The sequence below is a fragment of the Nostoc sp. NMS9 genome, from assembly GCF_017114995.1.
Classification (GTDB): Bacteria; Cyanobacteriota; Cyanobacteriia; order Cyanobacteriales; family Nostocaceae; genus Nostoc.
In genome coordinates this window covers 230,155-256,358 of the sequence record NZ_JABXKL010000019.1, presented here as the reverse complement: position 1 = coordinate 256,358, position 26,204 = coordinate 230,155, and the positions used below count along the sequence as shown (strand labels likewise).

22 protein-coding genes and 1 tRNA gene are annotated in these 26,204 nt (G+C 42.4%); 6 read left to right on the top strand and 17 right to left on the bottom strand.

Annotated features, from left to right (window positions below):
* Positions 1-104: 104 nt before the first annotated feature.
* From HWQ40_RS08030 to HWQ40_RS08015, 4 genes are all read right to left on the bottom strand, one after another.
* Entirely contained in the window at positions 105-320 is a 216-nt protein-coding gene (locus tag HWQ40_RS08030; RefSeq protein WP_292776362.1) for a hypothetical protein, read from the bottom strand.
* 33 nt (positions 321-353) lie between these two features.
* A tRNA-Leu gene (locus tag HWQ40_RS08025) sits at positions 354-437 on the bottom strand.
* A 106-nt stretch (positions 438-543) separates the two neighbouring features.
* Positions 544-1,668 carry an alpha-hydroxy acid oxidase gene (locus HWQ40_RS08020; RefSeq protein WP_292776360.1) on the bottom strand — a complete coding sequence of 375 codons (1,125 nt, stop codon included), beginning with the start codon at positions 1,666-1,668 and terminating at the stop codon, positions 544-546.
* A 485-nt stretch (positions 1,669-2,153) separates the two neighbouring features.
* Positions 2,154-2,387: a hypothetical protein gene (locus HWQ40_RS08015; protein ID WP_094349603.1), complete on the bottom strand. Its 234-nt coding sequence runs from the start codon at positions 2,385-2,387 to the stop codon at positions 2,154-2,156.
* Between the two features lie 160 nt (positions 2,388-2,547).
* On the opposite strand from HWQ40_RS08015, the gene HWQ40_RS08010 reads away from it, so the two are divergent.
* On the top strand, positions 2,548-4,722 hold the full coding sequence (locus HWQ40_RS08010; protein ID WP_292776354.1) for a flavin-dependent dehydrogenase: 2,175 nt from the start codon (positions 2,548-2,550) through the stop codon (positions 4,720-4,722).
* Between the two features lie 81 nt (positions 4,723-4,803).
* Here HWQ40_RS08010 and HWQ40_RS08005 read toward each other — a convergent pair whose 3' ends face one another.
* From HWQ40_RS08005 to HWQ40_RS07970, 8 genes are all read right to left on the bottom strand, one after another.
* The gene (locus HWQ40_RS08005; RefSeq protein ID WP_292776350.1) at positions 4,804-6,330 is read right to left on the bottom strand and encodes a hypothetical protein; all 1,527 of its coding nucleotides are present in this window, start codon (positions 6,328-6,330) and stop codon (positions 4,804-4,806) included.
* Positions 6,331-7,134: 804 nt separating this feature from the next.
* Positions 7,135-7,314, bottom strand: a complete 180-nt coding sequence (locus tag HWQ40_RS08000; RefSeq protein WP_292776348.1) for a hypothetical protein — start codon at positions 7,312-7,314, stop codon at positions 7,135-7,137.
* Positions 7,315-7,597: 283 nt separating this feature from the next.
* The gene (locus HWQ40_RS07995; protein WP_292776345.1) at positions 7,598-9,097 is read right to left on the bottom strand and encodes an Ig-like domain-containing protein; all 1,500 of its coding nucleotides are present in this window, start codon (positions 9,095-9,097) and stop codon (positions 7,598-7,600) included.
* 59 nt (positions 9,098-9,156) lie between these two features.
* Positions 9,157-9,930: a TIGR03943 family protein gene (locus HWQ40_RS07990; RefSeq protein WP_292776342.1), complete on the bottom strand. Its 774-nt coding sequence runs from the start codon at positions 9,928-9,930 to the stop codon at positions 9,157-9,159.
* A gap of 119 nt (positions 9,931-10,049) precedes the next feature.
* Complete coding sequence (locus HWQ40_RS07985) at positions 10,050-11,102, bottom strand: permease (protein ID WP_292776339.1); 1,053 nt, start codon at positions 11,100-11,102, stop codon at positions 10,050-10,052.
* A gap of 796 nt (positions 11,103-11,898) precedes the next feature.
* Positions 11,899-12,966 (bottom strand): WD40 repeat domain-containing protein, encoded by a 1,068-nt coding sequence (locus HWQ40_RS07980; protein WP_292776337.1) that lies wholly within the window; start codon positions 12,964-12,966, stop codon positions 11,899-11,901.
* A 77-nt stretch (positions 12,967-13,043) separates the two neighbouring features.
* On the bottom strand, positions 13,044-13,337 hold the full coding sequence (locus HWQ40_RS07975; RefSeq protein ID WP_292776335.1) for a hypothetical protein: 294 nt from the start codon (positions 13,335-13,337) through the stop codon (positions 13,044-13,046).
* 364 nt (positions 13,338-13,701) lie between these two features.
* The gene (locus tag HWQ40_RS07970; RefSeq protein WP_292776333.1) at positions 13,702-13,872 is read right to left on the bottom strand and encodes a hypothetical protein; all 171 of its coding nucleotides are present in this window, start codon (positions 13,870-13,872) and stop codon (positions 13,702-13,704) included.
* Positions 13,873-14,353: 481 nt separating this feature from the next.
* On the opposite strand from HWQ40_RS07970, the gene ald reads away from it, so the two are divergent.
* Entirely contained in the window at positions 14,354-15,445 is a 1,092-nt protein-coding gene (gene ald, locus HWQ40_RS07965; RefSeq protein ID WP_292776331.1) for an alanine dehydrogenase, read from the top strand.
* Positions 15,446-15,847: 402 nt separating this feature from the next.
* Entirely contained in the window at positions 15,848-16,324 is a 477-nt protein-coding gene (locus HWQ40_RS07960; RefSeq protein WP_292776329.1) for a surface-adhesin E family protein, read from the top strand.
* Between the two features lie 54 nt (positions 16,325-16,378).
* Here the strand turns inward: HWQ40_RS07960 and HWQ40_RS07955 are convergent, their stop codons facing one another.
* The 4 genes from HWQ40_RS07955 to HWQ40_RS07940 all read right to left on the bottom strand — a co-directional run bounded on the left by HWQ40_RS07955 (position 16,379) and on the right by HWQ40_RS07940 (position 20,189).
* Positions 16,379-16,933 (bottom strand): Uma2 family endonuclease, encoded by a 555-nt coding sequence (locus HWQ40_RS07955; protein WP_292776327.1) that lies wholly within the window; start codon positions 16,931-16,933, stop codon positions 16,379-16,381.
* A 158-nt stretch (positions 16,934-17,091) separates the two neighbouring features.
* Positions 17,092-18,147: a tRNA dihydrouridine synthase DusB gene (dusB, locus tag HWQ40_RS07950; protein WP_292776325.1), complete on the bottom strand. Its 1,056-nt coding sequence runs from the start codon at positions 18,145-18,147 to the stop codon at positions 17,092-17,094.
* Between the two features lie 205 nt (positions 18,148-18,352).
* Positions 18,353-19,186, bottom strand: a complete 834-nt coding sequence (locus HWQ40_RS07945; RefSeq protein WP_292776323.1) for an Rpn family recombination-promoting nuclease/putative transposase — start codon at positions 19,184-19,186, stop codon at positions 18,353-18,355.
* Positions 19,187-19,307: 121 nt separating this feature from the next.
* Positions 19,308-20,189, bottom strand: coding sequence for an acyl-CoA desaturase (locus tag HWQ40_RS07940; RefSeq protein WP_292776321.1), 882 nt, complete (start codon positions 20,187-20,189; stop codon positions 19,308-19,310).
* A gap of 173 nt (positions 20,190-20,362) precedes the next feature.
* On the opposite strand from HWQ40_RS07940, the gene HWQ40_RS07935 reads away from it, so the two are divergent.
* Complete coding sequence (locus tag HWQ40_RS07935) at positions 20,363-21,592, top strand: TetR family transcriptional regulator (protein WP_292776319.1); 1,230 nt, start codon at positions 20,363-20,365, stop codon at positions 21,590-21,592.
* A gap of 95 nt (positions 21,593-21,687) precedes the next feature.
* Here HWQ40_RS07935 and HWQ40_RS07930 read toward each other — a convergent pair whose 3' ends face one another.
* Positions 21,688-22,059 (bottom strand): hypothetical protein, encoded by a 372-nt coding sequence (locus tag HWQ40_RS07930; protein ID WP_229462270.1) that lies wholly within the window; start codon positions 22,057-22,059, stop codon positions 21,688-21,690.
* A gap of 123 nt (positions 22,060-22,182) precedes the next feature.
* Here HWQ40_RS07930 and HWQ40_RS07925 point away from each other — a divergent pair, with 123 nt between their 5' ends.
* Together HWQ40_RS07925 and HWQ40_RS07920 are read left to right on the top strand one after the other, a co-directional pair.
* Positions 22,183-22,476, top strand: a complete 294-nt coding sequence (locus tag HWQ40_RS07925; RefSeq protein ID WP_292776315.1) for a hypothetical protein — start codon at positions 22,183-22,185, stop codon at positions 22,474-22,476.
* A gap of 147 nt (positions 22,477-22,623) precedes the next feature.
* Entirely contained in the window at positions 22,624-26,187 is a 3,564-nt protein-coding gene (locus HWQ40_RS07920; protein ID WP_292776312.1) for a TIR domain-containing protein, read from the top strand.
* Positions 26,188-26,204 lie beyond the last annotated feature (17 nt).

The following is a 26,204-nucleotide window of genomic DNA, read 5'->3' as shown; positions in this document are numbered from 1 at the left end:
TAATTGTTACGTTTAAAGAGAATTTGCAAGGATTGGTCTCAAAGCCTTGTAAATATTGGCTTGCAAGTTTTAGGACGGGTCTATTGATGAAAAATCTCTAGATTTTATTTTTTCTGAAATAAAAGCCCAAAAAATAAGGGAAAGATAAATTTATCTTTCCCTGCTCTCTGGTTTTTATTATTGTCTGACTTGTTACTTTCTTTAAGTCTTTGGCGTAACATTTGCCTTTGTTTTTTCAGTTGACGCTTCCTAGCAGAACCGCCTCTACCTTTATCATTTCTGCCTTCTTTACGGGGAGATTCCCATCTTTTCAGGCGCATAAGTTTTTAACCTCTTTAGCAGTTGTTTGGTAGTGGGCAGGAGGAGAATCGAACTCCTATGACCGTAAGGCCGCCACATTTTGAGTGTGGTGCGTCTACCAATTCCGCCACCCGCCCCTATATCTAACCTTAACTAATATACTCTAAATTAAGAGATTTTGTAACAAGTCTGAAAATTATTTCTCAAAGTTTTGCTGGAATAACAATTTTAAGAATCTCCAACTTAAAGGCGTGGCAGGTTCAATAAACTAGGGTCAATATCCTGTATTTTGGCACAGCCGCTAAGGGCCATTCCCACATTTAACTCATCTTGCAGCAGTGAGATGATATGAGATACGCCGATTTGTCCTGCTACCGCTAGTCCCCACAGTATGGGTCGTCCGATCAGTACTGCTTTTGCTCCTAATGCCAGAGCTTTGAGAATGTCTGTGCCCCTACGAATGCCTCCATCCAACACCACTTCTACTTTACTATCCACTGCGGTTACTATTTCAGCGAGGGCATCTAAAGAAGCGATCGCACCATCGAGTTGTCTGCCACCATGATTAGAAACAACAATTGCTTTGGCTCCATATTCTACAGCCCGCACAGCATCGTCTGGGCGTAAAACTCCTTTAATGACTAAAGGTAGCCCAGATAAAGACTGCAACCACTCCAAATCGTCCCAAGTGACTGCTGGGTTTAGCTGTTGGGCAAAATAGGTAAATAACCCAGATTCGCCTTTTTCATGGGAAATATCTAGCCCTGAGATACTAGCAAGATTAGCCAGATGTAAGTCTTGGGGTAAGGCAAACTCATTACGTCTATCTCTTTCACGCTGTCCGAGAACAGGTGCATCTACAGTTAGACAAAGTGCTTTGTAGCCTGCTTTATAGGCTTTTTCTACCAAAGCACGAGTTAATCCTCGGTCTTTATGCATGTAAAGCTGGAACCATCTTAGAGAATCTGGAAACTGATGACATGCAGTCGCCACTTCTTCAATGCTTTTTGTTGCCATTGTACTTAACACCATACCCACACCAGCTGATGCAGCAGCTAAAGCCGTGGCAACTTCTCCGTCTGGATGGGCTAGACATTGAAAAGCCATTGGTGCAATTAACAAAGGTAGTTGCAGGGGTTGTCCTAAAATAGAGGTACTTAGATTGCGATCGCTCACATCGACTAATATCCGAGGTCGCAGCTTGACTCGTTCAAAGGCAGCACGATTATCTCGCAATGTGATTTCGTCCCAAGCACCACTGCTATAGTAATCAAGTGTCGTTTGAGACAGATGTTTTTTTGCTAGCTTTTCGTACTCAAAAAGGTTGATGGGTTGAAAGCGATCGTCAGTGGATAAGTAGGTAGACATAATTAAATCTAAGATAAAACTTTTGTTCGTAGTAAGCGATTTATCGCTCTGCATAAGATTTTAAATGGCTAGAGCCGCTAACTACGATTATTCATTGTCAAGGTTTTCAAATGGATTTGTAGCATAGTTGTATTTATTTTTACTTACTTAGTTAGCGATCGCTCAACGGAAGTTATGTGCCGAGGCGTTGCTCAAACAGCACGAAGATTGCTCCCAAAAAAAAAGACCTCTACTTTGCGCCAGAGGTCTTTCTGTTTCAGAACATTGTAAAATTCATAAGCAATGTAAAACGCTGATATGGTTAATTTAGTGGCTTCTGTGCCATGAACGCAAAAATAGCAACCCAATTGCCAATCCCATACTGACCATTATTATTACTTGTATACCGAAAATGCGTAGGCGCAGCCCGCCGCAGGCATCGCCAATATTTAGGTACAGACCTAGAAATCTAATGCTGCGACCAAAACTTCATCATACACAAGGTTTTAGGAGAACTTTTCCCAGGATTGGGCAACTAATTGGCTTAACCAGCGGCGTTGTTGCTGATCCAGCAGTGGATCGTCTGCTAACAACTGAGCAGTCAATTCTTCCAAAGATTGACCCTGGGCGCGGACAATTTTAATTACTCCAGCGATCGCACTGGCAACTAGTTCTTCATCAATCGGCTGTTGTCGCAGAGCAATAATTTCTTGGGGACTGTCTGGAATGGGATAATTCATGGCGTGGGTTTACAGAAATACAAAATGAACAATAAATTTGACAAACTCTTAAAATTTCTTCACTGAATCTTTACGAAACTAATAGGGCGGAGTTTACCTTACTTTATGCCTTAAGAAAATCTGTCTTAGTGAGTAGATTGATGGGAGATGTCAGGAAAAAATGAAAGAAATACTTTATTTAGAAGTTCCAACTCCAGATATAGAAACTGTGCGTAGTTGGTTACAAACAGATTTTGAACCTGGAAATGGACAAAAAGTCCTTACCTCAGAAGGTTTTCGCCTTCAAATACCCAGTGCTACTACATTTCCTGGAGTGAGTCTTTCCCAAAACTTGCCTACAGAACTTTCGGTATTTGTCTGGTCGGTGCAACGAACTACCTATCTGAAAGTGTTTCGCTGGGCAGAACAACCTTTTCCCAGTGAAGGACAAATTCTGCAACGCTTGGCCAAGGAAATCAGAAGCCGTTTTCCGCATCATTACCCAGAACCGCCAGCAATTGATTTATCCCAGCAATCAATATTTGCCGCACTAGGCTCGACTTACCCCCTTACCGTCAAGTATTTTCAGAAAATGCCCAACGGTGAATATGACCTAACTCGTGCCTATTGGTGGGAAAAACGATGGCGCGAAGGAGTGCGGAATCCGCAGCAGCCGCGTCAAGTAGTGTTTTCGCAGGGGAGCAGGGGAGCAGGGAAGCTGGGGAGCAGGGGAGAAGGTGCAGGAAGTCTTTCCCCTCTGCCCCTCCGCCCCTCTGCCCCTCTGCCTCTTGTGTCCCATGCCCAATACGACATCATCTATATTGGCGGCGCACTAGGCGCAATCCATGCAGCACTGATGGCAAAACTCGGATATAAAGTCTTGCTGGTGGAACGAATGCCCTTTGGTCGGATGAACCGAGAATGGAATATTTCGCGCGACGAGATTCAAAGCTTAGTTAACTTGGGTTTAGTCACCCCCGCTGAGTTAGAAACCATCATTGCCAGGGAATACAAAGACGGATTCAATAAATTTTTTGATGCTAATAATCCATCCAAACTGCGATCGCCCGTACTCCACACACCCACAGTCCTAAATTTAGGCTTGGATTCCGAAAAATGGCTCCAAATGTGTGGGCAAAAACTGCAAGCGGCAGGTGGTGAAATTTGGGATGAAACAGAATTTATCCGTGCAGATATTGATATATCACAAGTAGTTTTGCAAGTCAAGCACTTGCCCAGTCAGATTGAGAAGCAAGTAAGTGGACGACTGCTAATAGATGCAATGGGAACTGCGTCCCCCATCGCTTGGCAATTAAACGGTGGTCGTGCATTTGATAGTGTCTGTCCAACAGTGGGAGCGGCAATTGAGAGCGGATTTGAGCCAGGGGTATGGGATTCCCAATATGGGGACGTTCTTTACAGTCATGGGGATATTTCGCGGGGAAGGCAGTTGATTTGGGAATTGTTTCCCGCAGCAGATGATGAACTGACGATTTATTTATTTCATTACCACGAAGTCAATGCTGAAAATCCTGGTTCCTTGCTGGAGATGTACGAGGACTTTTTCACAATTTTGCCAGAGTATCGCAGGTGCGATATGGACAAATTGGTGTGGAAGAAGCCGACATTTGGGTATATACCAGGGCATTTTAGTGTGGGAAGTCGCGATCGCACAGTTGCCTTCGATCGATTGATTGCGATCGGTGATGCGGCATCACTCCAGTCTCCCCTCGTCTTCACCGGTTTTGGTTCCCTAGTTCGCAACTTAGAGCGCTTAACAACGCTGTTGGATACTGCCCTCAAACATGACTTGTTGAGTTTCCGCCACTTGAACCAAATTCGCGCCTACCAAAGCAACGTTTCCGTGACTTGGCTATTTTCCAAAGGCATGATGGTGCCCACTGGGAAATTTTTACCACCGCAACGGATTAACGCCATGCTCAATACCTTTTTTGGGCTGTTAGCAGACGAACCGCCAGAGGTGGCAGATAACTTCATCAAAGATCGGTGTGATTGGTTAACCTTTAACCGTTTAGCACTAAAAGCAGCTAGGAAAAATCCTGCCTTGCTTTTATGGATTTGGGAACTTGCTGGCCCTAGAGATTTAGTGCGATGGCTTGGTAGTTATTTCAACTTCGGTCGTCATGCCCTGATTAGTGCTTTATTAAGTCCGTGGTTCTCGCGCTTCTTAAACCGGGTAGGTTTTTGGCTAGAACCCCGGAATCCAGGCTTGTGGCTGTGGTTATTGGCAATTAATTATGCGATCGCCACAGGCAAACCGCGATCGCCAAGTCAGGTGGCAAAATCAAACCCAGAAGCCATAATTCCGAAGTCAGAAGCAAGGATTCTGAATTAGGAATGGGGCATTGGGCATTGGGCATTAATCACTTTACTCCCAACTCCTAACTCCTAACTCCTAACTCCTAACTCCCAACTCCTAACTCTTGGGGCGAAAATTCGGCAGTTCTACAGATGCCAATGATTTACGCCCCTTGGGTGGACGCTGGGGATAAACTACTGGTGAAGGTGAATTGTCATCATTGGTGTTATCACCTAATGACTCTGAGGACAAATCACTTGCTGATAATTGTGAAACTTCTGACCAGTAGTCTTCAGTTTCTCCAACAGGCGTTTCGGTGTGAGGTGAAGTGGAGGAAACCAGTAAGTCATTGGCTGGTGAAAGCACAGAATCCGTCGTCCAAGAAGTAGACGTAGTTGCAGGAGGATTAATTTCTGCTTCCAAATGTTCCTCCTGTGGATTTTCTAGTTCCTCATCGTCTTCTAAGATTGTTGCTAAAGTCTCCCAAATAGGAGCATCACTAACATCTGTTTTCGCAGCAGGTGGTGGTGATATAGATGCAGGCTGGGAGGTGAAAAACATTTGGATTAAACTATCTAATTGCTGATCTAAATTTGATGAACCCGAAGGTGAAACCACTTCAGTTGTATCTGGAGAATCATCAACTTCTGGAGATGGCGTGGGTTGTGTTGGTGTTGGCGTGTCTTTCTTAACTGTCCAGTTCCAAGGAGATGATGGCGGTGTCGCAGGGGCTTCATTTCTTTGGAATGGGATTGGTGCTGAGGGTTCACCCCAAGAATTATCTAGATCATTACTTAAGGATTCTTCTTCTGCTGACCAAGGTTGAATTGGCTGTGCGTTAGGAAACAAAGACCGAGCTTTTCTAGAAAATCTTCCTTGGCTACTAGTTATGTCTTTAGGATGTTTTGCAGCATCCTCTAAGGAGTCATAGCTAGGAACCGATGTATCTAGACATTTTTCCAAAGCTGCTTTGAATTGCAGCGTCTGGCGTTGTTGTCGCATCAGTCTAGTACGTAATTCCCGACAAACATTTTCTGACTGCAATAACTGCTGAGATTGTTCGTTGTTATTAGTGTGTAGCAACGTACATTCTCGCTCTAACTGGGCAAGGCGTTGTTGGCTAATTTGTAGCTGTGCTTTATAAGTATCAGTGAAAATTTCCTGACGTTGAACAGTTTGTACAGCAGTTTCTAATTGTTGAAATAAAGATTTTATCTGTTCTTGAGCCGCAGCTAGTTCCTGAGTGTGTTGGTTGAGCATCGACTCACTAACGCTAGAACGCGTTTTCTGCCACTGCAAAACCTTTTCTGACTCAGCTAGGTTGTCTTTTAGCTGCTCCACTTGTTCATACAAGTTATTATTAGCCGCACGTAATTCTTCGTTCAATGCCAGCAGGTTCTGAAATTCCGAGTCAATAAGTGCTTGTTTGCCGCTTTCAGGCTCTGCAACCCAGTCCTGCTGGGTGGTATCTTGTAAAAATTGTGTATCTTCAGCTGGCATGAGGAGTGGCAGTTTTCTAACTGTCATATTGTCATTAGGCACAACTGAGTAAAAAGGACAACTCGCCTGCTCTGATTGTGGCGAATTGACAGAATTTAGGGATTCCATCACAGCTCCCTTGTTTGAGGTGTCAGCTTCATTCATCACTCTTGACTCACCTGCTTAAAAATATTCAGCAGTGCTGGCATTAGCATTGCTTATAAACTGTGTCTAATCAGGGTTTGCTCTAGAAGCTAAGTTTAACTCTCTCCAAGCACCAGCAATTAATCATCAATTGATGTTCCCCATTTTGTATCTAGACTGATGCCGTTATAACACTATGATGCTCTGCCCCGTCAAGAAGAGGTAGAAGGGGAACTCTGGCCGCCTTTGAGGATAGGCGAGAGAGAGGAGAAACCCGATACGTTAAAAATTAAACTGTATTGGCTGGCTGATGAAGTTTTTTTAGATGAAAAAACTGCCTAACCTTATACTTTATTTTTTATAATCGCATCTGTCTTAAGAGATAAATTATGATTGTCTCCTGAAATACATTTTGTAATGCCTTATTGAGTACTTAAATATAGACATCCGTACAAATATTTACTCTTCAATGATAATTCTCTAATCCTAAGCGATCGCATTGCTCAGTATGAACACTCTCTAGTTGAATTTACATATACACGGCTTGGGCTGATTCCTGGTGTCAAAATACATATTCCCGGAGATAATTTAGCCCATGTTATTCCCTTTGATATTGATGGATTTGACGGATGCTTAGTAGCAGAAATTTTGGCATAAGAATACGGCATTGGCGTTCGGGCTGGGGCTTTCTGCACTTATGAATACATTCGCAAACTCAAGAATGTTTTAGACGAGCAAGACTGTGAGATTGCTCAGGAAGTAGATAGAGGAATTAGACGTAACATTCCTAGTATTATCCGAGCCAGCCTTGCTGTATATAATACATTAGAAGATTGCGATCGCTTTATAAATGCGATCGCTCAAATAGCTAAAAACGGATTGTCTCACTATTTGCCCAACTACACACAAGATCAGATAACCGGTGTTTGGACAGCGATAAACAGCTAGTCTCGCCTCTTTTTCTCGCCAAAAAATATATGGCAGTAGGGGCACGGCAATGCCCATTGGTGTCAACTTAAGCTGAAACTCTTTTAAAACCTCGTTTCCAGCCTCTTGCTGGAAATGCTGCTCCTGGCGGCAGAGCCGCCAGCAAGGGAGGCGGAGGCCTATAGGACGGCATTCCCAGTCTCCGACTGGGAACGAGACAATATCTAAAAGCTTGTTATAGGCTGGCTTTCAAGTCACACTAGGTTATACTCCCGTTCAGGCAATCGCTACTCAGAATTACGAATTACGTTAGCGAGTCATCGAGCGTCACGAGCGTCATTACGACTTACGAATTATTCGCTCAAGGTAGCCATCGGGGATGAAATCCGGCTAAGGGGAGTTGTTCTGGTCTAATTTCAACAGTCGCAGCATCAGCGATGGGCAACAGAGGCATTAACCACAGGCTACTGGTAGCAATAACATCTCCATCATCAGTTTTCAAAGTGTTTGTGGGTAATGATGCTGTCGTGTTTGTCTGCGGTACTACTTGGTCAAATAACAAGCCCAAACCGTCGGCAGATAAACTCATTTGCACATTCCGTTGAGCGGGAGGCAACACTAACAGTGGTTTCTGTTGCCCAGTTTTCAGATCAATTGCCACCACATATGGCTGTTCTATGTATTGTTCTTTGGATACTAGCTGTGTTAGCAAGCAGTAGAGCGTGGGTGAGGCGATGTCAAATTGGCAACTGAGAATTGAACCTGTTGTTTTTAATAGTTGTTTCTGCACACCTTGGTTTGTCACCAAAAATAAATCCCGCGTGTAATCTGTATTAAACTTTACCATCGCTGCTTGAGAGCCATCTTTGGAGAAAGCTTGTACCAAACCAAACTGCGGTAGAAAATCCAAAGGTTTACTGGCATCACCTTGCAGTGGTAAAATCGCTGCTCCCTGTCCTTGAGCAACTGCTACGGCTTTACTATCTGGTGTCACCATAAAGTCTCCTCCCGGCTGGCTTTTTAGACGTTTGGGGGTGGGTTTTTCTGCTGAAGCATCACTGGTTGCTGGCATAAACCATAGTCCAAAGTCACCAGGATTAGTTTTATTTCCCCGCTGGATGACAATAGTTTGCCCATCAGGTGATAAGTCAAATTTCAGGTTTTGATAATCTTTACTATCTAAAGTCAGGTCAACTTTGCCTTCTGGTTCTGCTTTCTGTCCAGATTTAGCAGAAACGCCTGTTGTCACTGTATACAGTTGGGCTGAAAGTAAGTCTTGATTGTTTGCAGCGCGAGCAGAAAATAAAATTTTCTCTCCATTAGGAAATGACTCAAAGTCAATTACTATTAGGTCTTTGGGGGTAAGTACCCTTTTTTGCTCTTGGGTTAAGTTGTAAAGAACTAGCCGTCCCTGTTCTTCTCGATCGGTTCCGATATAAAGGATGACCCGATCGCGTGTACGGAAGCTACCTGTAAAGGGCTGTATCAGCCGATTTTTGCCCTCTTGCTCCGCAAATTTATCTTTAGCTCCTTGTAACTGCACTTTATAATTTGTGCCATAAGGTGCTGGTGTCACCAGTGTATAAACCATCCGCCGCCCTGCCCAACTGAATTTACCTGCTAGGGGTGGCTCGATTTTCAAGTTATCCTCGACGCTTTTTACTTCCATTGGGCGGCTGAAGGTGAGGGTGAAGGAATTATCTTCTGCCCCAATTTGTTGATTTTGCCAAGTAAATTCCCGGACACGAGCAGTTACCACATCACCTTGCAAGATGATTAACCCAATCAGCACACTCAGCAGTAGCATTAGTGCGATCGCTATACGATCCAGTGGTTGGATAAATGCTTTAGATTTAGTCATTGGTTATGGGGCATTGGGCATTGGGCATGGGGCATGGGGCATCTACAAATGACAAATGACTAATAACTATAAGGATTCTGGGGTTGAGGAATCTTTTTGAGAGAGGTAGCGGCAATGGTAAGTTGGCGTTTACCTGCCAAATTTTCTGTCACCATTTGTCCTTCTACTTCTAGCCATGTATCAGCAGAGTAAAGCTCTTGATTATTTTGTAGTTTGACGGGCAATCCCACAGGGTAAGCATCTGCTGCACAGCAACTTAAGACAAATCGTGCTAAAAACAAATATTCTTTTCCTATATCGGGCGGGTGAATCACAAATCCCTGCACCTTGACTTTTTGTCCTGTATATGTATCTGGTTCAGGATAGACATTGACGGTGCGTACCCAGTCTACAAGCGATCGCTCCTCTGGACGAACAGTAGCTCGAAAGGCTTGGGGTTTGACACGTGTGCTTCCCAATAGATCAGTCGTCACCCCCCTTTGGAGTGCTTTGTCACTAGCAAAAACTTGCGGTGTAATCATAAAACCTAGAATCGCTGTAGTCAACAATAAAGCACTGCCCCAACCGGGGGGAAATAAACTAATATGCTGGGTGTTTGGCGTCACATCACGGCGACGCCGTTGCCAAAGTTCCTGCATCTTGAACAAACCAATAATGATGAAGCTGATACCAGTCACAATCACTAACCAAAAGTAATTTGGGTGAATCAACAGATTCAACTTATTAGTTAGCCAATATTTCAACATCAAAATGCCCCAAGCAGTAATTGCTAGAGCATCCAGCCAAGGGAGTAACAGATTTGGGATTTTAGATTTGGGATTTTTGTTAGTCATTAGTCATTGGTCATTGGTCATTGGTCATTGGTCATTGGTCATTGGTCATTAAACAAAGGACATAGACGCGCCAGCGGCTTCCCGCAGGGTAGGACAGATGACTAATGACAAATATTTTCTTAAAAGACGTGCAAGTTCAGGAAAAGAGTGAAGACAAATGTCAATTGTGCTGCTAAAGCAAATAAGTAAAAGATGGTCTTGGGTTTAAAAATCGATAACATCAAACCAACACTTTTGATGTCAATCATTGGCCCAAACACCAGAAATGCCAACAATGAACCGCTGCTAAAGGTCGAGGCAAAAGATAGGGCGAAGAAAGAATCGACTGTAGAACAAATTGATACTATTACTGCTAATATCAGCATGACCACAATTGAGGTAATGGGCCCAGCACCCAAACTGAGAATTAATTCACGGGGAGCTAGGACTTGAATAGCAGCAGCGATCGCACTTCCTAAAACCATTACTCCGCCCAATTCCCGCAATTCTTGAATGCTATTATCCACAACTAGGCGCAGTTTAGCTGCCAGCGGTTTATCAGCAGTAGAGACTGAGGTAGGCAGTACTAAATTAGGATCTATCCGTAGAGGTATACCTGCTTTTCCTCCTAAGATATAAGTCCCCGATTGCAACAGATTTGGTACTGTTTCTTCCTGTTGTCCTTGGTAACGCTTACCACGGCGTTTGGTTTCAGGCTGTGCGGGTGGATTAAACTTCATATAACGAGCGATCGCAGGTTGGACTATGGGATTTAAGTCCTTTTGAAAACTGAAAACAAACCCGATAATTGTGGCAATTGTTAGGGAAAATACGACTCGTAAGACTACTATTTCTGGCTGATCTCGAAATGCTGTCCAAGTGGCCCAAATTACAACTGGGTTAATTGTTGGTGCTGCTAGCAAAAAACCAATTGCCACTGGTGTGGGTACTCCTTGAATCAGGAATCGCCGCGCTACCGGTACATTCCCGCACTCACACACCGGAAACAAAAAGCCGATCATGCTGCCAACTAAAGCACCCAACAGCGGATTTTTGGGCATTTTTTCTACTAGTTTGCGCTCATCAACAAAAAACAGCAGCAAACTGGAGAATAAAACCCCAAGAAGCAAAAAAGGCATCGCCTCGACTAGCAGACTTAAAAATAGCGTAAAACCATTGTTCAGTTGATTCATGAGCGTCGCAGTCAAAAGCGGTTTTTAGTTTTAGGGTTCTGCCTAGTCATTCTATCGAAATGGGGATCAAAAGCAGTTCGGGAAAATTAAACATCATTTAAGTAGCAAGTTATCCTACCTTTAAAATAGCGGTTAAGCGCTACAAACCTTGACTTCAAACGAGTTCGTGACTTTTAACTGAGTGCATTTACTGACGATGACCATTTCTAAGATTGTCTAAGTTCAGAAATTGTTCCGATCTAGAGGGCAAGTAACTGCACAGATGATTTTAAATTACCTATGTTTATACTTACAGTAATTTGCTGGATAAGATATTAGTTCGGCTGTATTTTCATCAAGTATTCACAGTTCTTCAAGATTTAGGATCGTTATTGGTTGCTACCATCATTGATTTTGACTAGTTATAGCAAAATTTGATCTGAGCTTTGGTTGATTTTTTACTACAAAAACTCTAAAAAGGCAAGACCAAAGTTTAGCAGATACGGGAAATGATTGGGGGAATTTTTCGGCGTTAGTGATAGCGTGACTTTCTACATGACGTGAGAATTTGAGCTATGGCGATTCACAAAGCCTTGAAAGGAGCGTCACGTCGCTTCTCTACGAGACGCTGCGCGTAGCTTGCTTCCCCAAAGGGGTACGCTCCGAATTCAAAATTCAAAATTCAAAATTAAAGACACCCATAAATAAATTTAGGGGCTTGTATCCTTTTCGTTTTCGGTCAACATGATATCCCCAATTTCTTTTCAGAAGTCGGGGATATAGTCTACTCTTTGACGATTATTTTGTGAGATCGCTGTTAATTACGTTTTGTTGGAATCCCCCAAATCTTAATTTGTCGATCGAATCCACCACTGGCAAGAATTTTACCATTTGGACTAAAAGCGATCGCACTTACCCAGTCTGTATGTCCACTCAGTGTATTTATTAACTCGCCTGTAGTTAAATCCCACAATTTAATTCCATCTCTACCAGCACTAGCAAGAGTTTGTCCATCAGGATTAAGAGCGATCGCATTTACCCAGTTATTATGTCCTGCAAGGGTGCGGACTAATTCTCCAGTATTAATATTCCACAGTTTTATGGTGCGATCGTGGCTAGCACTGACTAATGTTTGTCCATCTGGTGTAAAGATCACAGCGCTAACAGCACTAGAATGAGCTGCCAATTCACTGATTAATTTACCAGTACTCAAATTCCACAGCTTGATTACACCCTTATTATCACCACTAGCCAAGGTCTGTCCATCAGGACTAATAGCGAGAGTATAAATCAAATTATCAAAGCGTACTATAGTCCCTAGAGGCCGCTGCTGTAGCAAATCCCAGAGACGAATCCCATCTAAAGCTCCACTGACGAGAACTTTACTATCAGGAGACACAGCTAAAGATAATACGTTACTGGTATGTCCGACAAAAGAGCGGCTAAATTTTAAATTTTTCAGGCTCCAGAGGTTAATCGTATTGTCATCACTACAGCTAGCGAGGGTTTGTCCATCTGGCGAAATCACTAAAGATTCTACGGCTGCTTTGTGCGCTTTGTTAATAGTCGCCAACTTTTTGGCTTTTGCTAAATTCCACAGGCGAATTACACCCTCGTTTTCTGCACCTCCACTCACAAGAATTCTGCTATCTGGAGTGAAAGCGAGGGATTTAATGGTTCCGTTATGTCCGATGAGTGTGTAAAGTAGTTGAGCATTAGCAAAGTTAGTGTTACCTGGGGAGTTTGGTGTTACTTCAATGGCAGCATGAGCTTGATGAATATAAAACCCTTCCCTGGTAATCACTGGAAGGGCAACAGCTGCCATAAATGCCAGGATAATATACGGCCGCAGAAAATTACCGCCACCTCTTCCCTCACTACTCACTCTTTTTCCTCACTTTTATAGATACAATTAAACCCAATAAATTTTGCAGAGTTATTACTGAAATAACTCTGCACATTTTAAAGAGGTGGTTTTTTCTTAGAAACGCTTAACATTGGTAAAGGCGCACTAGAAGAACGAGAGGGCAAATAATGTTGCACTACAGGCTCCTCTGGTAAAGAACGACGCTGCTGGAGACGCCACAACTTAAAGCCTAGCGCTATCCCTGCCGTTCCCAAACCAAAAGCAAACAACGACCAGCTATCATTCAATCCGCCAATCAGGGCATCCATAACACCCATTGTCATCAATACACTGATTAGTGGCTCTTTTCGGTAGGTTGACTTCAAAAAACGAGGTAATACAGCATTCATCACAGCTTGGTTGGTTCCAGTTCACCTTTTGTGTATATTTACCAAGAATACCTCACCCATAATTTGCCTTTCTCATTCAAGGCAGACACTAATTTATGATTTTTTTAGTAGGGGAGGAAATTTACTCATCAATCGCCTTGCATATACTAGTTGCAAGTCTATGATATTTCAATCACTAATAGGTATTTCGATTCCTCTCTTGCTTACATTCTAGGGCAGTTATTTATGAATAAGTATAATTAATCTATGTAGGGCAAACTACTCCGCTATCAATTATTGAAGTCAAAACCAACTGGTTGTTCCAGCTGGTTGAAACTCTTTTAATTACTAGCTTACAACTTCAAGATTGTGCTTGTTGATGGCACTACTTCAGACCCAGCCATGATAGCACCCCTTGATTGGTGACATATTCAATCACCAGCAGTAAACCAAAGCCAATCATTGCAGCTCGACCATTCAAGCGTTCGGCGTATTCGTTAAAGCCAAATTTCGGCTCTGCTAGTTTAGGTGTAATTGTTGGTTGTGTTTGTGTCATCTTTTAAGAAACCTTATTTTTGGCAGATGGGACTTGATATCAGACTTCTGGTAGAAGTCGCAGAAAGTGGGTATAATCGCTACTTGCTTTTCCTGGTATCTGGAAAACCTTTCTCTAAATCTCTCTCTTAGAAGGAAAAAGACTTTGAATTTTTCAGATGACGTTGAAAAGTCAAGTTAACTTAAAAGCTGATTGCAATGCTGGAATGCCAAGATGACTTGAGAAATTCTGCAATAGCTTCTTAGTAGGGAGCTATACAATCACTCTTTTAATAAATTGTTACTATTCTTTATATATTGTATAAATACTGGGGCAATAGTCAAGGGTAAGAGTTTGGGCTACTCAGATTGAATTAAGAAAGTTAGAACAGAAATTAGGTATCTCTAATCCAGCTATCTCTAATACGGAACTAGAAAGATAGAAGTAGCAAGCTTGAGATTGCCAGGCTACAGTTAAACAAAAAAATTATCAGAGGCGATATATGGAAATCGGCGTTCCCAAGGAAAATAAGGATCAAGAGTTTCGGGTAGGGTTAAGTCCTTCTAGCGTGCGGGTACTGCGAGAAAATGGTCATAGTATCTTCGTCGAGACACAAGCAGGTAATGGTGCTGGATTCTCCGATGATGACTACAGAAGTGCTGGAGCCGAAATTGTTCCCACATCAGAAACGGCTTGGAATCGGGAATTGGTTGTTAAAGTCAAAGAACCTCTAACATCTGAGTATAAATTTTTGCAAAAAGGGCAGATATTATTTACTTATTTACATTTAGCAGCTGATCGCAAGTTGACAGAGCATTTAATTGATTGTGGCACAACTGCGATCGCTTACGAAACTGTAGAACAACCTGGGGCAAACAGACTACCCTTGCTCACCCCCATGAGTGTAATTGCTGGTCGGCTAGCAGTACAATTTGGGGCGAGATTCTTAGAACGTCAACAAGGTGGTAGAGGTGTGCTTTTGGGCGGTGTCCCTGGAGTTCAACCAGGTAAAGTAGTAATTTTAGGTGGCGGCGTTGTCGGCACAGAAGCAGCTAAAATTGCCGTAGGCATGGGTGCTAGTGTCCAGATTTTAGATGTGAGTGTCGAGCGCTTATCTTACTTAGAAACACTCTTTGGCTCTAGAGTCGAATTGCTTTACAGCAACTCTGCTCATATTGAAGCCGCCGTTAAAGAAGCCGATTTGCTCATCGGTGCAGTTTTAGTGTTAGGACGTAGAGCGCCAATACTAGTATCCCGCGAATTGGTCAAACAAATGCGTCCTGGTTCAGTAATAGTTGATGTAGCCGTTGACCAAGGCGGTTGTATAGAAACCTTACACCCGACATCTCACACAAATCCGGTATACATTGAAGAGGGTGTGGTGCATTATGGCGTTCCCAATATGCCAGGAGCAGTACCTTGGACAGCAACTCAGGCACTTAATAATAGTACATTACCTTATGTTGTCCAGTTGGCGAATTTTGGAATTATGGCACTGGAGGTTAATCCAGCATTAGCTAAGGGTGTAAACGTGCAGAACCATCGCTTAGTGCATCCTGCTGTGCAAGAGGTGTTCCCCGATTTGGTAAATTAAGGTGTGCAAGGATTAGGCGATCGCTTATTTTAATGGTGGTAGCGATCGCCAATCAGACTAATTTTCTTACCAAATGCGCGGCTGGGTAGATGTACAAAATGAGAAGGGGCAAAAAAGGCTGTAGGCTCCATCTATACAAGACTTTGAGGGCAATGGTACTTTCAAACCATCCGCGCACCTTATGGGGAGTGGTTTTCAGCGATTTGCATCTTGTGATATGACTATTCTGTTTGTTTTGAATTCGTTCATTCGCACAACTAAACCTTGAAATTGCAATTCAATAAAATCCCTATTAGGGATTGAAACGAGTTTTTCAAGTCTTTACAATCAATTGCTAAAGTTACCGATGCTTCAGAGCGCGATTGCCTTTGATAATGGAGGTATCAAATTTAACTTAGAGCAGTGATTAAGAAATTGATTGCTTTGTGTCTTTTGCCTTCTGCTGTTTGCCTTCCCGTTAATGCCCAGATCGCTAGTCAATGGATACCTGTAGCCAAAGGAGCGCAAGGTGAGATTTTTTCCATTGATAAAAATGATATTCAGTCGAGTGGTTCCGCTTATGGCTTTTGGGTGCATATAGATCACACTCAAGGAAACATATCTGCGACTCGGATATATATGGCGGCTGATTGTGGTACTGATGCAATTCAGTACGCTTGGATAATCGAAGCCAATCAAAGCGGGCAGGTAACAAAAAATGAGCGATTGAATATGCCAGCAATACAAGCTCAGTCGGGGACAGTAAACAGTCAGTTAGTAAATGCTGTTTGCACTGGTTTTTCTACAGACCCGCAGTTAGCAGCATTAACAAGAAGGGCGCAAACAAACGCGGAAGCAATTACTAAGGCGATGCAGTCTGTCGCAAATATGTATAAGTGATTATCTGTACATTATTGTAACAATATTCATATCCTTATTAGATAGATCGCCTTTTCAACCCAACAATTCGTCTACAGCTACACTAAAACCCAGTAGTACTTTTTGAGTGCTAACCACATCACCAGCTTTAAACCCGCAAACCTGATTATCAGTAATGACAAAAACTAACCGACTTTCAGGAAATACCAGCCAAACTTCCTCACAACCGGACTGTAAATACTCCTGCGCTTTGAGAAATAATTCTTCAGCTAAATCGGTGGGTGAAATTATCTCAGCAATCAACGGGAAACTCTGTGGCAAAGTGGGAACATCGCCAAACTCAGTTACCAACTCAGGCGTTAGATAAGCTACATCAGGACGACGACCCTGTTTATATGTACGACAAGGTACTTCAGTGTAAACTTTCCCGCCTTGTTGATTGGAATTGATGTAACTTCTCCAGTAAAAGTAGATGTTGCCTTGAATTTCACTATGTTTTAATGTCATCCCTGTTTTTTCTACTAGTTGCTCGTCTACCCACTCCATCCCCTCTGGAGGATTTGCCATGAAGTCTTCTAATGAGAGAATTTCGGGGATGATTACAACATCATTGTGTTTGGAAACTAACATTGTGAGCCTCCATTTTGGCTAGTTAAACATTCAAAATTCAAAATTCAAAAGAGTTACATAAGAAGATTTAAACCCTAACTGAAATAGTAGTATCCAAGCGATCGCGTAACTTTTAGGAAGCAGCAATATCACCCCAAGCTAGTGATAAAATCAACTTTTTAAAGCATTACCAAACTACCTTCTGCTTCTTCCTCTAGTTCATAACCATTAGCCAATTTTTCAATTGCTTGATCAATCATTGCCAAACCCTGATCTACCTTTTCAACTAAACTTAGCTGTCCTCGGAGTTCGGCAGCACCAACGAAACCCTTAGCATACCAAGTCATGTGCTTACGGGCTTGACGTACACCGCGATCGCCTTTATATTCCCACAAGGCTTGTAAATGATCTCTTGCACATTCCAAACGCTCAATCGGTGTAGGTGTCGGTAATATCTCCCCTGTTTTTAGGAAGCGATCAATTTCTCCCACCAAAAACGGATAACCCAAAGTCCCACGGGAACACATGACGCCATCAGCGCCAGTTTGTTCTAAACATTTCACTGCCGCTTCAACGGAAAAAATATCTCCATTCCCAATCACTGGGATAGAAAGCACTTCTTTTACACGGGTAATCCATTCCCAACGGGCATTACCATTGTACCCTTGGGCACGGGTGCGTCCATGTACCGTAATCATTTTCGCCCCGGCATCTTCCATTCGCTTGGCAAAGTCGAGAATAGTAATTTCGTTATCATTCCAGCCAATACGGGTTTTTACTGTCACAGGTACATCAACAGCTTTTACCACTTCCTGCACAATTGCTTCTGCTACTTCTGGTTGCCGCAACAATGAAGAACCACCACCATTTTTAGTGATTTTATTAACCGGACAACCCATATTAATATCAACAGTATCAGCACCCTCGGCAACTGCTTTTATTGCTGCTTCTGCCAGGAAATCTGGACGACAATCAAATAGTTGAACGCTAATTGGGCGTTCATTTGGATCTACCTCCATGATTTTGGGTAACTGCTTGACATAATGCAACCCTGTAGCATTCACCATTTCGGTATACATCATTGAATCTGGTGCATAGCGACGCACAAGACGGCGAAACACCATATCTGTCACTCCGGATAGAGGCGACTGGAGAACCCGACTTTTTACCTCGAAAGAGCCAATCTTTAAGGGTTGGGAGAGTCTAGCTTGAAGAATAGGAGAGAGCGAAATCATAGAAAAAATTAAAAATTATGGGAATGGAAAATAGCAAGAATATGTAGGTAAATCTTTGATAAAGGATGCAGCGAATTTCAAGTTAGTGAGGTACACAAGCTAAGTCTCAAAGCCAAGTATAAAGCCTGTTTTACTTCTGTTAGCGCAGCGGGGCGGAGCGTCTCCGGCTCCGCTCCTGAATTCTGGATTCTGCTGTAATTGTAGGTTACGTATCCTGACTTGGAGGCTGTTTTTGTATTTCTTGCTGAATCTCTTCTAGACTCAAACCTAACTCTTTCGCAGTTTCTTCAAAACTCAATCCCAATCTCAACAACAAAGGTATCATTCTAAACTTTTGTTCACGCGCTCCTTCTTGCTTGCCTTCTTGCTTGCCTTCTTGTTTGCCTTCTTGTTTACCTTCTTGATAAACTCGTGTTTGTTTCAAATCACTTAACCCAAACATACCTTCAATCTCCTCTCGACTCATCGTCGGAAACTTGTAAACTAATATTGTCTCTATCAATTCTAGTAACTGCCGCCGTTGTGGTTCGATGTTGATTTCTTGCTGGGTTCTGTCTATTAACTGTCTAGCAGCTATAATTGCTGTCTCCTCTTCATCGACGACTAATTTCATCGTAGCAATTCCAACTGGCAATGATGCAGTTTCACCTAATTCATTAAGGTAGATGCGACTGATGCGCTGGCTAGTGAAAAATTCACTGTAATTCTTGATATCTGCTGTATCTAAACTGCGATTGGGATAGATAACTACTCCTCGCCAAGAATTTTGAGGTTTATTTTGGCGTAAGTATAAAAAAATTTCTGAAAATAAGCGTGAATAAATTTCTGTGTCAGTTTGAAACTGGACTTCAACAAAGTAAATCGGATTTTCTTCTCCTTGTGTTGGGATAAAAACACCATCTATACGGAATGCAGTTTGCTTGATTTCAATTGAGGAGAATTTATAAGTCTCTGCCGTTTGGGGTGGATTGCCAATTAATTCAAAAAAGATCCCAGGAAATTCTTGAAAAAGGCGATAAAAAATGCTGTCAGTTTTCACACTTGATGCACTACGGTGATTGAATCCGTTAGATTTTACCGTGAAATACTACTGATAAAAATTAGTAAGCCGACTGCAAGAAGCAATCGGCATAACAAATTTATGATAATTTGGTTGCAATTTAGCCGTGAGTTGCACCTTGAGGAGGACGCGAGACAACCTTTTTAGCTAAACCCAAAGTCTGCAACACTAAGATGCTCCACCAAGTAACATCAATTTCCCACCAAGACAACCCAGATTTCGCCATGTGGGGATAAGTATGATGGTTGTTGTGCCATCCTTCTCCATAAGTGACGAGGGATACCCACCAAAGATTACGAGCGCCATCATTAGCATCAAAGGTGCGATAACCCCATAGGTGTGATGCTGAGTTCACAAACCAGGTTGAATGCCAAAGCAAGACACATCTGAGAAACACTCCGTAGAATACAAAAGACCATCCTCCTAGAGCATAAAGCAGCAGCCCGAAGGGTATTTGCAATAGCAAGAAGTAGCGATCTAGCCAACAATAAAAGGGTTGTCTGGCTAAGTCAGGAGCATATTTTTTATAGGTGTCATAGTCAAAAAATTCTGGACGTGGGTAGAAAATCCACAATATATGGCTCCACCAAAATCCTCTTTGAGCAGAATAGGGGTCTAAATTGATATCTTCTGTGTGGGCGTGATGTTGGCGGTGTCCACCTACCCAAAAAATTGGCCCTCCTTGCAAAGCCAGCGCTCCGATCAGGGCGATCGCATACTCTAACCACTTAGGAACCTGGAAACTTTTATGGCTTAGTAGTCGGTGATATCCCAGGCAAATACCAATGCTCCCGAATAACCAGTGGAGAAACACTAGCAAACCTAATGCTGGCCAGGAGAAAAACCAAGGAGCCAGAAGTGCTAAAGCATGAAATGTAGTAAAAAATACTACATTTGTCCAACTGAGTCGAGGTGAGTTGCCTCTCTCAGGGGCGATGGCTTCGCCAACGCTTTTAGCGAACGCCCCAAAATTTGCGGTCATAAAAATTCCTGTTGATGGATGAGAAAGCGATTTGCTTTTTCTTGGGCATAATCCCACAGAGATTTACCCGCCCTGTATACTAGTTCGTTACAGTAGAGTAAAGCAAGTATCACTTACATTTGTTATGCTAGCAGAACTCTGATACTTCCTGCAAGTGCCACTTGCATTTTTCTATGTCATCTCAACTCATTTCCACTCGTCAACGCCTGATTCAAGCTGCACTTGAGTTGTTTTCTGCTCAGGGTGTTAGCGCTACCACAACCCGCCAAATTGCTGAAAAAGCCGAAGTCAACGAAGTGACTCTATTTCGGAATTTTGGCAATAAACATGGACTGCTTTTGGCTGTGCTGGAAGAGTCCGCAGCCTTCAAGGATTTAGGTGAATCGCTGGTACGGCGGGCAACACCTCCCGGCAATGTTTACCAAGCTCTTAAAGATTATGCAAGTGATAGCTTACATGCATTAGAACGAGTACCAGAGTTCGTCCGATCTGTGGTAGGTGAAGCCGACCAATTCCCGGCAGAAAATCGCCGCGCACTAGGCAGGGGAGTAACAGAGGCAAACCGTTATGTAGCTCAGTATTTAGCTACTGTAATCCAGCAAGGACACCTAAATACCTATTTACCCGCAGAAAAATTAGCCAGTTTGCTGAATGGGATGATTTTGGGATATGCAGTAATTGAGTTCACCAGCGAATTTCACGAACTTTGGGAAGATCGGGATGATTTTCTGGAAAATTTGGTGGAGTTGTTTTTACATGGAGCCATGTCATCTTCAACAGAATCAGCAATAAACTCCTTACAAGGAGGGTTCACCACCACAGAAATAGCTGATTTACCAGCTACTTTAGTTCACGAAATTCTGCAACAAGCCAGGAAATTCGGAGTACGAGATTATGCCTTAGCTTACGTATTATTTGGGTCTGGGTTATCCGCCACAGAAATAATTAGCTTGGAGCGATCGCACCAAATCTACGATACTCAAGGGCACTTCCTGCAAATCACAATTCCCGGATTTGTCCGTCAAGTGCCTTTGAATCAATGGATTTTGGGCAAACGCTACGGTTCCTTTACTAATAATCCCTTAATCAAATGGTTGAAAAGTCGTAAAGATGCTCAAACAGCCATGTTTCTAAATGATACAGGCACACCTATTTCAGAATCAGAACTTGAGACACGTTGGCAAGTATGGAGCGAGAGATTGTTAACTCCCCAAGGACAAACGCCAGCGATCGCCCAAGCACAACAAACCTGGCGCGTAGAAATGTTAATGCGGGGGATTACCTTGGAAAACCTGAGTATTTTTACAGCTTGCGATCGCACTCAGTTACAACCCTATGTCCGCCGAGCCAAAGAAAAAGCCGCCCTAGAGCAAGCGACTCGTTTGGATCATAAGCCAGGATAGGGAGTGGAGAGATTAGCTGTACTCTCATACCATTTCACTAAATTATTGATACAAATTACTTCCCCTGCCTCCCCTGCCTGCCATCTGTATCAGTCTTAAAGTGAAACGGTATCAGATGGGGATTGGGTGTTGCTCGAACGGCGTGATAATTTCTTGCGTGACTTGCCTCCCGCCTGGACATATTGCAAACTGTCTTTGCCATAATGCGTTGCCACACTCATTAACATCTTTTCAGAATAGCCGCCCAATTCTTCTTCAATTAGAGAGAGGCGACCTGCCATTTCATCTATGCTAGAGAGTAAAGTGTTGTAGGTAGATAGCTGGGTTTGCAAGGTTTGGATGCGGCTGTCGTAGTCTGTCAAATTTAATCCGTTGCCAAATTCTAGCGTCGGGCTAATTGATCGCATTCCTGCAATTCGACGGAGAGCCTTTTCGAGAGTCGGTGAACTGCGTTTTAGTCGTGCCATAAAATGCGCTCCTGAAGGAAGTTATAGGATTACTGCATGTACTCTAACCAATGCAACAATAAACTTCTCTGAGAGATAATTCGGAAAAATTAAAGCAAATTAAGATCGACCTAATTATTTTTAGTGGATTGTACTGAAGTTTTTATTCAGGTTGTCAAAAAAATTACTTTAAATAAGCGACATATACTTCAAAGTCGTGTTGAGGTACTTCAACATCGTGTTGAGGTACTTCAAAGTCGTGTTGAGGTACTTCAACATCGTGTTGAGGTACTTCAACATCGTGTCGAGGTACTTCAACATCGTGTCGAGGTACTTCAAAGTCGTGTTGAGGTACTTCAACATCGTGTCGAGGTACTCCAAAGTCGTGTTGAGGTACTTCAACATCGTGTTGGAGTATTAGATGATGGGTTTCCTTAGCTCAACCCAACTTACGGCAAAGGCGATCGCGCTCAAAAGTATTATAAATATAATTCAACTATAGGAGTCCTATTTGATTGCGTGAAAAAAACTCAGTAGACCTTAATCTTCTAGAATCCTTTAGTTAGTGCCGAACGGAGTAACAGTATGTCTGAAGTAGCAAGTTCAGAGCAGGAAAATTCGGTTCTCTCGCCACCTTCAGGTTTCAAGCTGCGCTATACCCTGGAAGGACACAGTGACATCATCACTCAAATTGCATGGTCAGCAGATGGGAAAAAGCTTGCTTCAGCCTCCAAAGACCATACAATCCAGCTTTGGAATACAGAAACTGGAGAGCTTATGTCCGTACTTGAAGGACATACAGACACTATATTTGGAATAGCATGGTCGCCAGATGGAGAAGTTTTAGCATCAGTCTCTGGCGATGACACAATAAAGATTTGGAATACCAACACAGGCGATCTACGATCTGCAATTGAAAATGAGAACAGTAATGCGATCGCATGGTGTCCATCTGGAAAAATGTTTGCATCAAGAAATAGCGATTACTATAATAATAAAGAAATTAAGGTTTTGGGGGGTACACAAATACAAACAATAATGGAGAAAGAACTTAAAACAATTTCTGCAAAATTTGAGTGGCTGGATGCACAAACAGAAAAATATATAAATAAAAAAAATATTTTTCCTACAAAAATTAATTTTTGGGATGCACAAACAGAAAAAAAAATAGAGGATATAGAGGAAAAACTTAAAAGTTTTTCTAGAAAAATAGAATTTACTTCTAAAAAGATAGCGAATCTCTTTAGCGACAACAAGGTCAATAGACCTGATAAAGAAACATTTGTTATATACTCTGATAGTAATGAGAGCTTACAGTTTTTTTCTAGAAATGATATTAATATTATTAATAATAAATTTCCAAAAACATATTATTATAAACGTCAATCTTTTGATGAGCTATTAGATGAATTACTAGAAAACAAAAGATTAGGTAATCTTGTTTGGGATTCAAGCGGGCAAATGCTAGCCTTATTAGATCAAAATCTAACTAGCATTAGTCTTTACAAGATTCATGCTGCTCACCAAAAGCACCTAGAACAGCTAGAAAAGCTGCAACAATTAGAACGAGAATGGAACGAGATATTGAGTAATCTCGAAGAGATTGAAAACAAGGAAAGTATAGAAGTTCAAATGACAGAGTTAAGGGAGTTGCACGCCGAGTTAGCCGAAACAAATGAATTACAGCTAGTAGCTTCTTACATAACTCAAACATCCTCCAAGTCCATAAATTTAAAAAATAGCAAATTTCTTGCTATAGCCTGGTCGCCGGATAGTCAAGTGTTGGCATCAGCAATTCTTGATGGTACGATCATGCTCTGGGATACTGCCACTGGATCGCTAACTAGGGTTCTTGAAGGACATGCAGATGCAGTGACTGATGTTTCTTTTTCCTTCGACGGTAAATTTCTTGTATCTAAATCTCTGGATAACTCTGTTCGACTCTGGAATTGCAAAACTTGGGAAACTATAGCAGTTATCCATGAATCCACTTCGGCTAAATGGCTCTCCAGCGTTGCCTTCAATCCAAAGCTGCCTATTCTTGCCACACTTGGAGAAAAGGACACGATCATCCATATTTGGGAGTTAGACTTTCCTACCTTATTGACTGTTCCTTCGGTTTCATCTTCGGTTCATTATGCTAATGCCAAAGTTGTTTTAGTAGGAGATAGCGGAGTAGGAAAATCTGGACTTGGTTTAGTGCTAAGTGGCGAACACTTCCAGCCAACGGAATCAACTCACGGACGGCGAGTTTGGACGTTCGATAAACAAGGCATTGTAGAAAGTTCTCAAGCAAAGACTCGTGAAACTATGCTATGGGATCTGGCAGGGCAACCAGGCTATCGTTTGATTCATCAATTGCACCTAAACGAAGTAGCTGTTGCTCTCATTATCTTCGATACTCGTAGTGAAACTGATCCCTTCGCTGGAGTGCGTCACTGGGATCGGGCGCTCACTCAAGCACAACGGCTTCAGTCTTCTAGTACTTCTTCATTAAAGAAATTTCTGGTTGCTGCTCGTGCAGATCGCGGTGGTATCGGCGTTAGTCAAAAGCGTATCGATACATGGGTAAAAGAATTAGGCTTTGATGGATACTTTGAAACTAGCGCCAGAGAGGGGTGGAAAATTCCAGAACTAATCGATGCAATTCGCAACGCTATTAATTGGAAAGCTTTGCCAAGCGTCAGCTCAACAAAACTCTTCCAGCAAATCAAAGATTTCTTAATTGCAGAAAAAAAAGCCGAGCGATTGTTATCTACAGTAGATGACTTATATCGTGCATTCCTAAAGTCTGAAAACGCTCCTACCGAGACAGAAAAGTTGCGTTCCCAATTTGATATCTGTATTGGACGAGTCGAGTCGAGGGACTTAATCCGACGAATTTCTTTTGGAAATTATGTTTTACTGCAACCCGAATTGCTAGATGCTTACGCTTCTGCCCTAATTAATGCTGCTAAGGATGAACCTGATGGTTTAGGCAGTATCGCTGAAGAAGATGCACGACACGGGCGTTTTCGGATGTCAGAAGATGAGCGAATTAAGGATAAAGCGCTCGAAGAACTACTGCTAATTGCAACGGTTGAAGAGTTACTATACCACGAGTTAGTGTTACGCCAATCGGCGGACGATGTCGCGTATTTGGTATTTCCATCACAATTTACCCGTGAATGGCCCGATGCACCTAATCCAGAAGGTCAAACAGTAATTTTTGAATTTGAAGGTGCAGTTCTCAATATTTATGCAACTTTAGCCGTGAGGCTCACAAGAAGTGGATTTTTTATCAAACAAGACTTATGGAAAAATGCCGCAACTTACAAAGCAAAAGTGGGTGGATTATGCGGTATGTTCTTACGGGAAGTTCAAGAGGGTAAGGGAGAATTAACACTCTTTTTTGACAGAGCGGCAAATGAACAAACTCGCTCTCAATTTGAAGATTACATCCTGATTCATTTGAAGCGACGGGCGTTAGCAGAAAGTATCAAACAGCGGCGCACTCTTGCTTGCCATAATTGTGGTGCAACAATTCCTGAACAGCATATCCAGATGCGGCGTGAACGTGGTTTTGACTGGATTGGTTGTAGCGTTTGTGGTGAAACTCCTATTTTTTTGATAGATCAAGAACAGGCAGAGCAAATAACAGAAACACAGGCATCCACTCTTGCAGAAATGGATAAAACTGCCAACTTGCAACGCAATCGTGAAACTGCGACTTCTTCAGTTCAAGGGAAAATTGCAACAAAAGACTTCGACGTATTTCTCTGCCACAATAGCGATGATAAGCCAAATGTCAAGCTCATTGGCCAAGAGCTTAAAGAATTTAGGATTTTGCCTTGGCTAGATGAATGGGAACTCCGACCCGGTTTACCCTGGCAACGAGCATTGGAAGAACAGATCAGGAATATAAAAGCTGCGGCTGTCTTTATTGGAAAGAATAATACTGGCCCCTGGCAAGACGCAGAATTAGATGCTTTTTTGCGGGAATTTGTTAGACGACGATGTCCCGTTATTCCTGTACTACTTCCAGATTGTGTTCAAACTCCAAAATTACCAATTTTTCTAGAAGGCATGATGTGGGTTGATTTCCGCCAGTCAGAACCCGATCCCATGAAGCAACTAATCTGGGGAATTACAGATGAACGAAAATCTTAAATATCCAGACGCAAGTC

What these genes read in the sequence shown, in the direction of transcription:
- HWQ40_RS08030 (WP_292776362.1), bottom strand. Translation starts at nt 320, where the DNA reads ATGCGCCTGAAAAGATGGGAATCTCCCCGTAAAGAAGGCAGAAATGAT.
- HWQ40_RS08020 (WP_292776360.1), bottom strand. Translation starts at nt 1,668, where the DNA reads ATGTCTACCTACTTATCCACTGACGATCGCTTTCAACCCATCAACCTT.
- HWQ40_RS08015 (WP_094349603.1), bottom strand. Translation starts at nt 2,387, where the DNA reads ATGAATTATCCCATTCCAGACAGTCCCCAAGAAATTATTGCTCTGCGA.
- HWQ40_RS08010 (WP_292776354.1), top strand. Translation starts at nt 2,548, where the DNA reads ATGAAAGAAATACTTTATTTAGAAGTTCCAACTCCAGATATAGAAACT.
- HWQ40_RS08005 (WP_292776350.1), bottom strand. Translation starts at nt 6,330, where the DNA reads ATGAATGAAGCTGACACCTCAAACAAGGGAGCTGTGATGGAATCCCTA.
- HWQ40_RS08000 (WP_292776348.1), bottom strand. Translation starts at nt 7,314, where the DNA reads ATGGGCATTGCCGTGCCCCTACTGCCATATATTTTTTGGCGAGAAAAA.
- HWQ40_RS07995 (WP_292776345.1), bottom strand. Translation starts at nt 9,097, where the DNA reads ATGACTAAATCTAAAGCATTTATCCAACCACTGGATCGTATAGCGATC.
- HWQ40_RS07990 (WP_292776342.1), bottom strand. Translation starts at nt 9,930, where the DNA reads ATGACTAACAAAAATCCCAAATCTAAAATCCCAAATCTGTTACTCCCT.
- HWQ40_RS07985 (WP_292776339.1), bottom strand. Translation starts at nt 11,102, where the DNA reads ATGAATCAACTGAACAATGGTTTTACGCTATTTTTAAGTCTGCTAGTC.
- HWQ40_RS07975 (WP_292776335.1), bottom strand. Translation starts at nt 13,337, where the DNA reads ATGAATGCTGTATTACCTCGTTTTTTGAAGTCAACCTACCGAAAAGAG.
- HWQ40_RS07970 (WP_292776333.1), bottom strand. Translation starts at nt 13,872, where the DNA reads ATGACACAAACACAACCAACAATTACACCTAAACTAGCAGAGCCGAAA.
- ald (WP_292776331.1), top strand. Translation starts at nt 14,354, where the DNA reads ATGGAAATCGGCGTTCCCAAGGAAAATAAGGATCAAGAGTTTCGGGTA.
- HWQ40_RS07955 (WP_292776327.1), bottom strand. Translation starts at nt 16,933, where the DNA reads ATGTTAGTTTCCAAACACAATGATGTTGTAATCATCCCCGAAATTCTC.
- dusB (WP_292776325.1), bottom strand. Translation starts at nt 18,147, where the DNA reads ATGATTTCGCTCTCTCCTATTCTTCAAGCTAGACTCTCCCAACCCTTA.
- HWQ40_RS07940 (WP_292776321.1), bottom strand. Translation starts at nt 20,189, where the DNA reads ATGACCGCAAATTTTGGGGCGTTCGCTAAAAGCGTTGGCGAAGCCATC.
- HWQ40_RS07935 (WP_292776319.1), top strand. Translation starts at nt 20,363, where the DNA reads ATGTCATCTCAACTCATTTCCACTCGTCAACGCCTGATTCAAGCTGCA.
- HWQ40_RS07930 (WP_229462270.1), bottom strand. Translation starts at nt 22,059, where the DNA reads ATGGCACGACTAAAACGCAGTTCACCGACTCTCGAAAAGGCTCTCCGT.
- HWQ40_RS07920 (WP_292776312.1), top strand. Translation starts at nt 22,624, where the DNA reads ATGTCTGAAGTAGCAAGTTCAGAGCAGGAAAATTCGGTTCTCTCGCCA.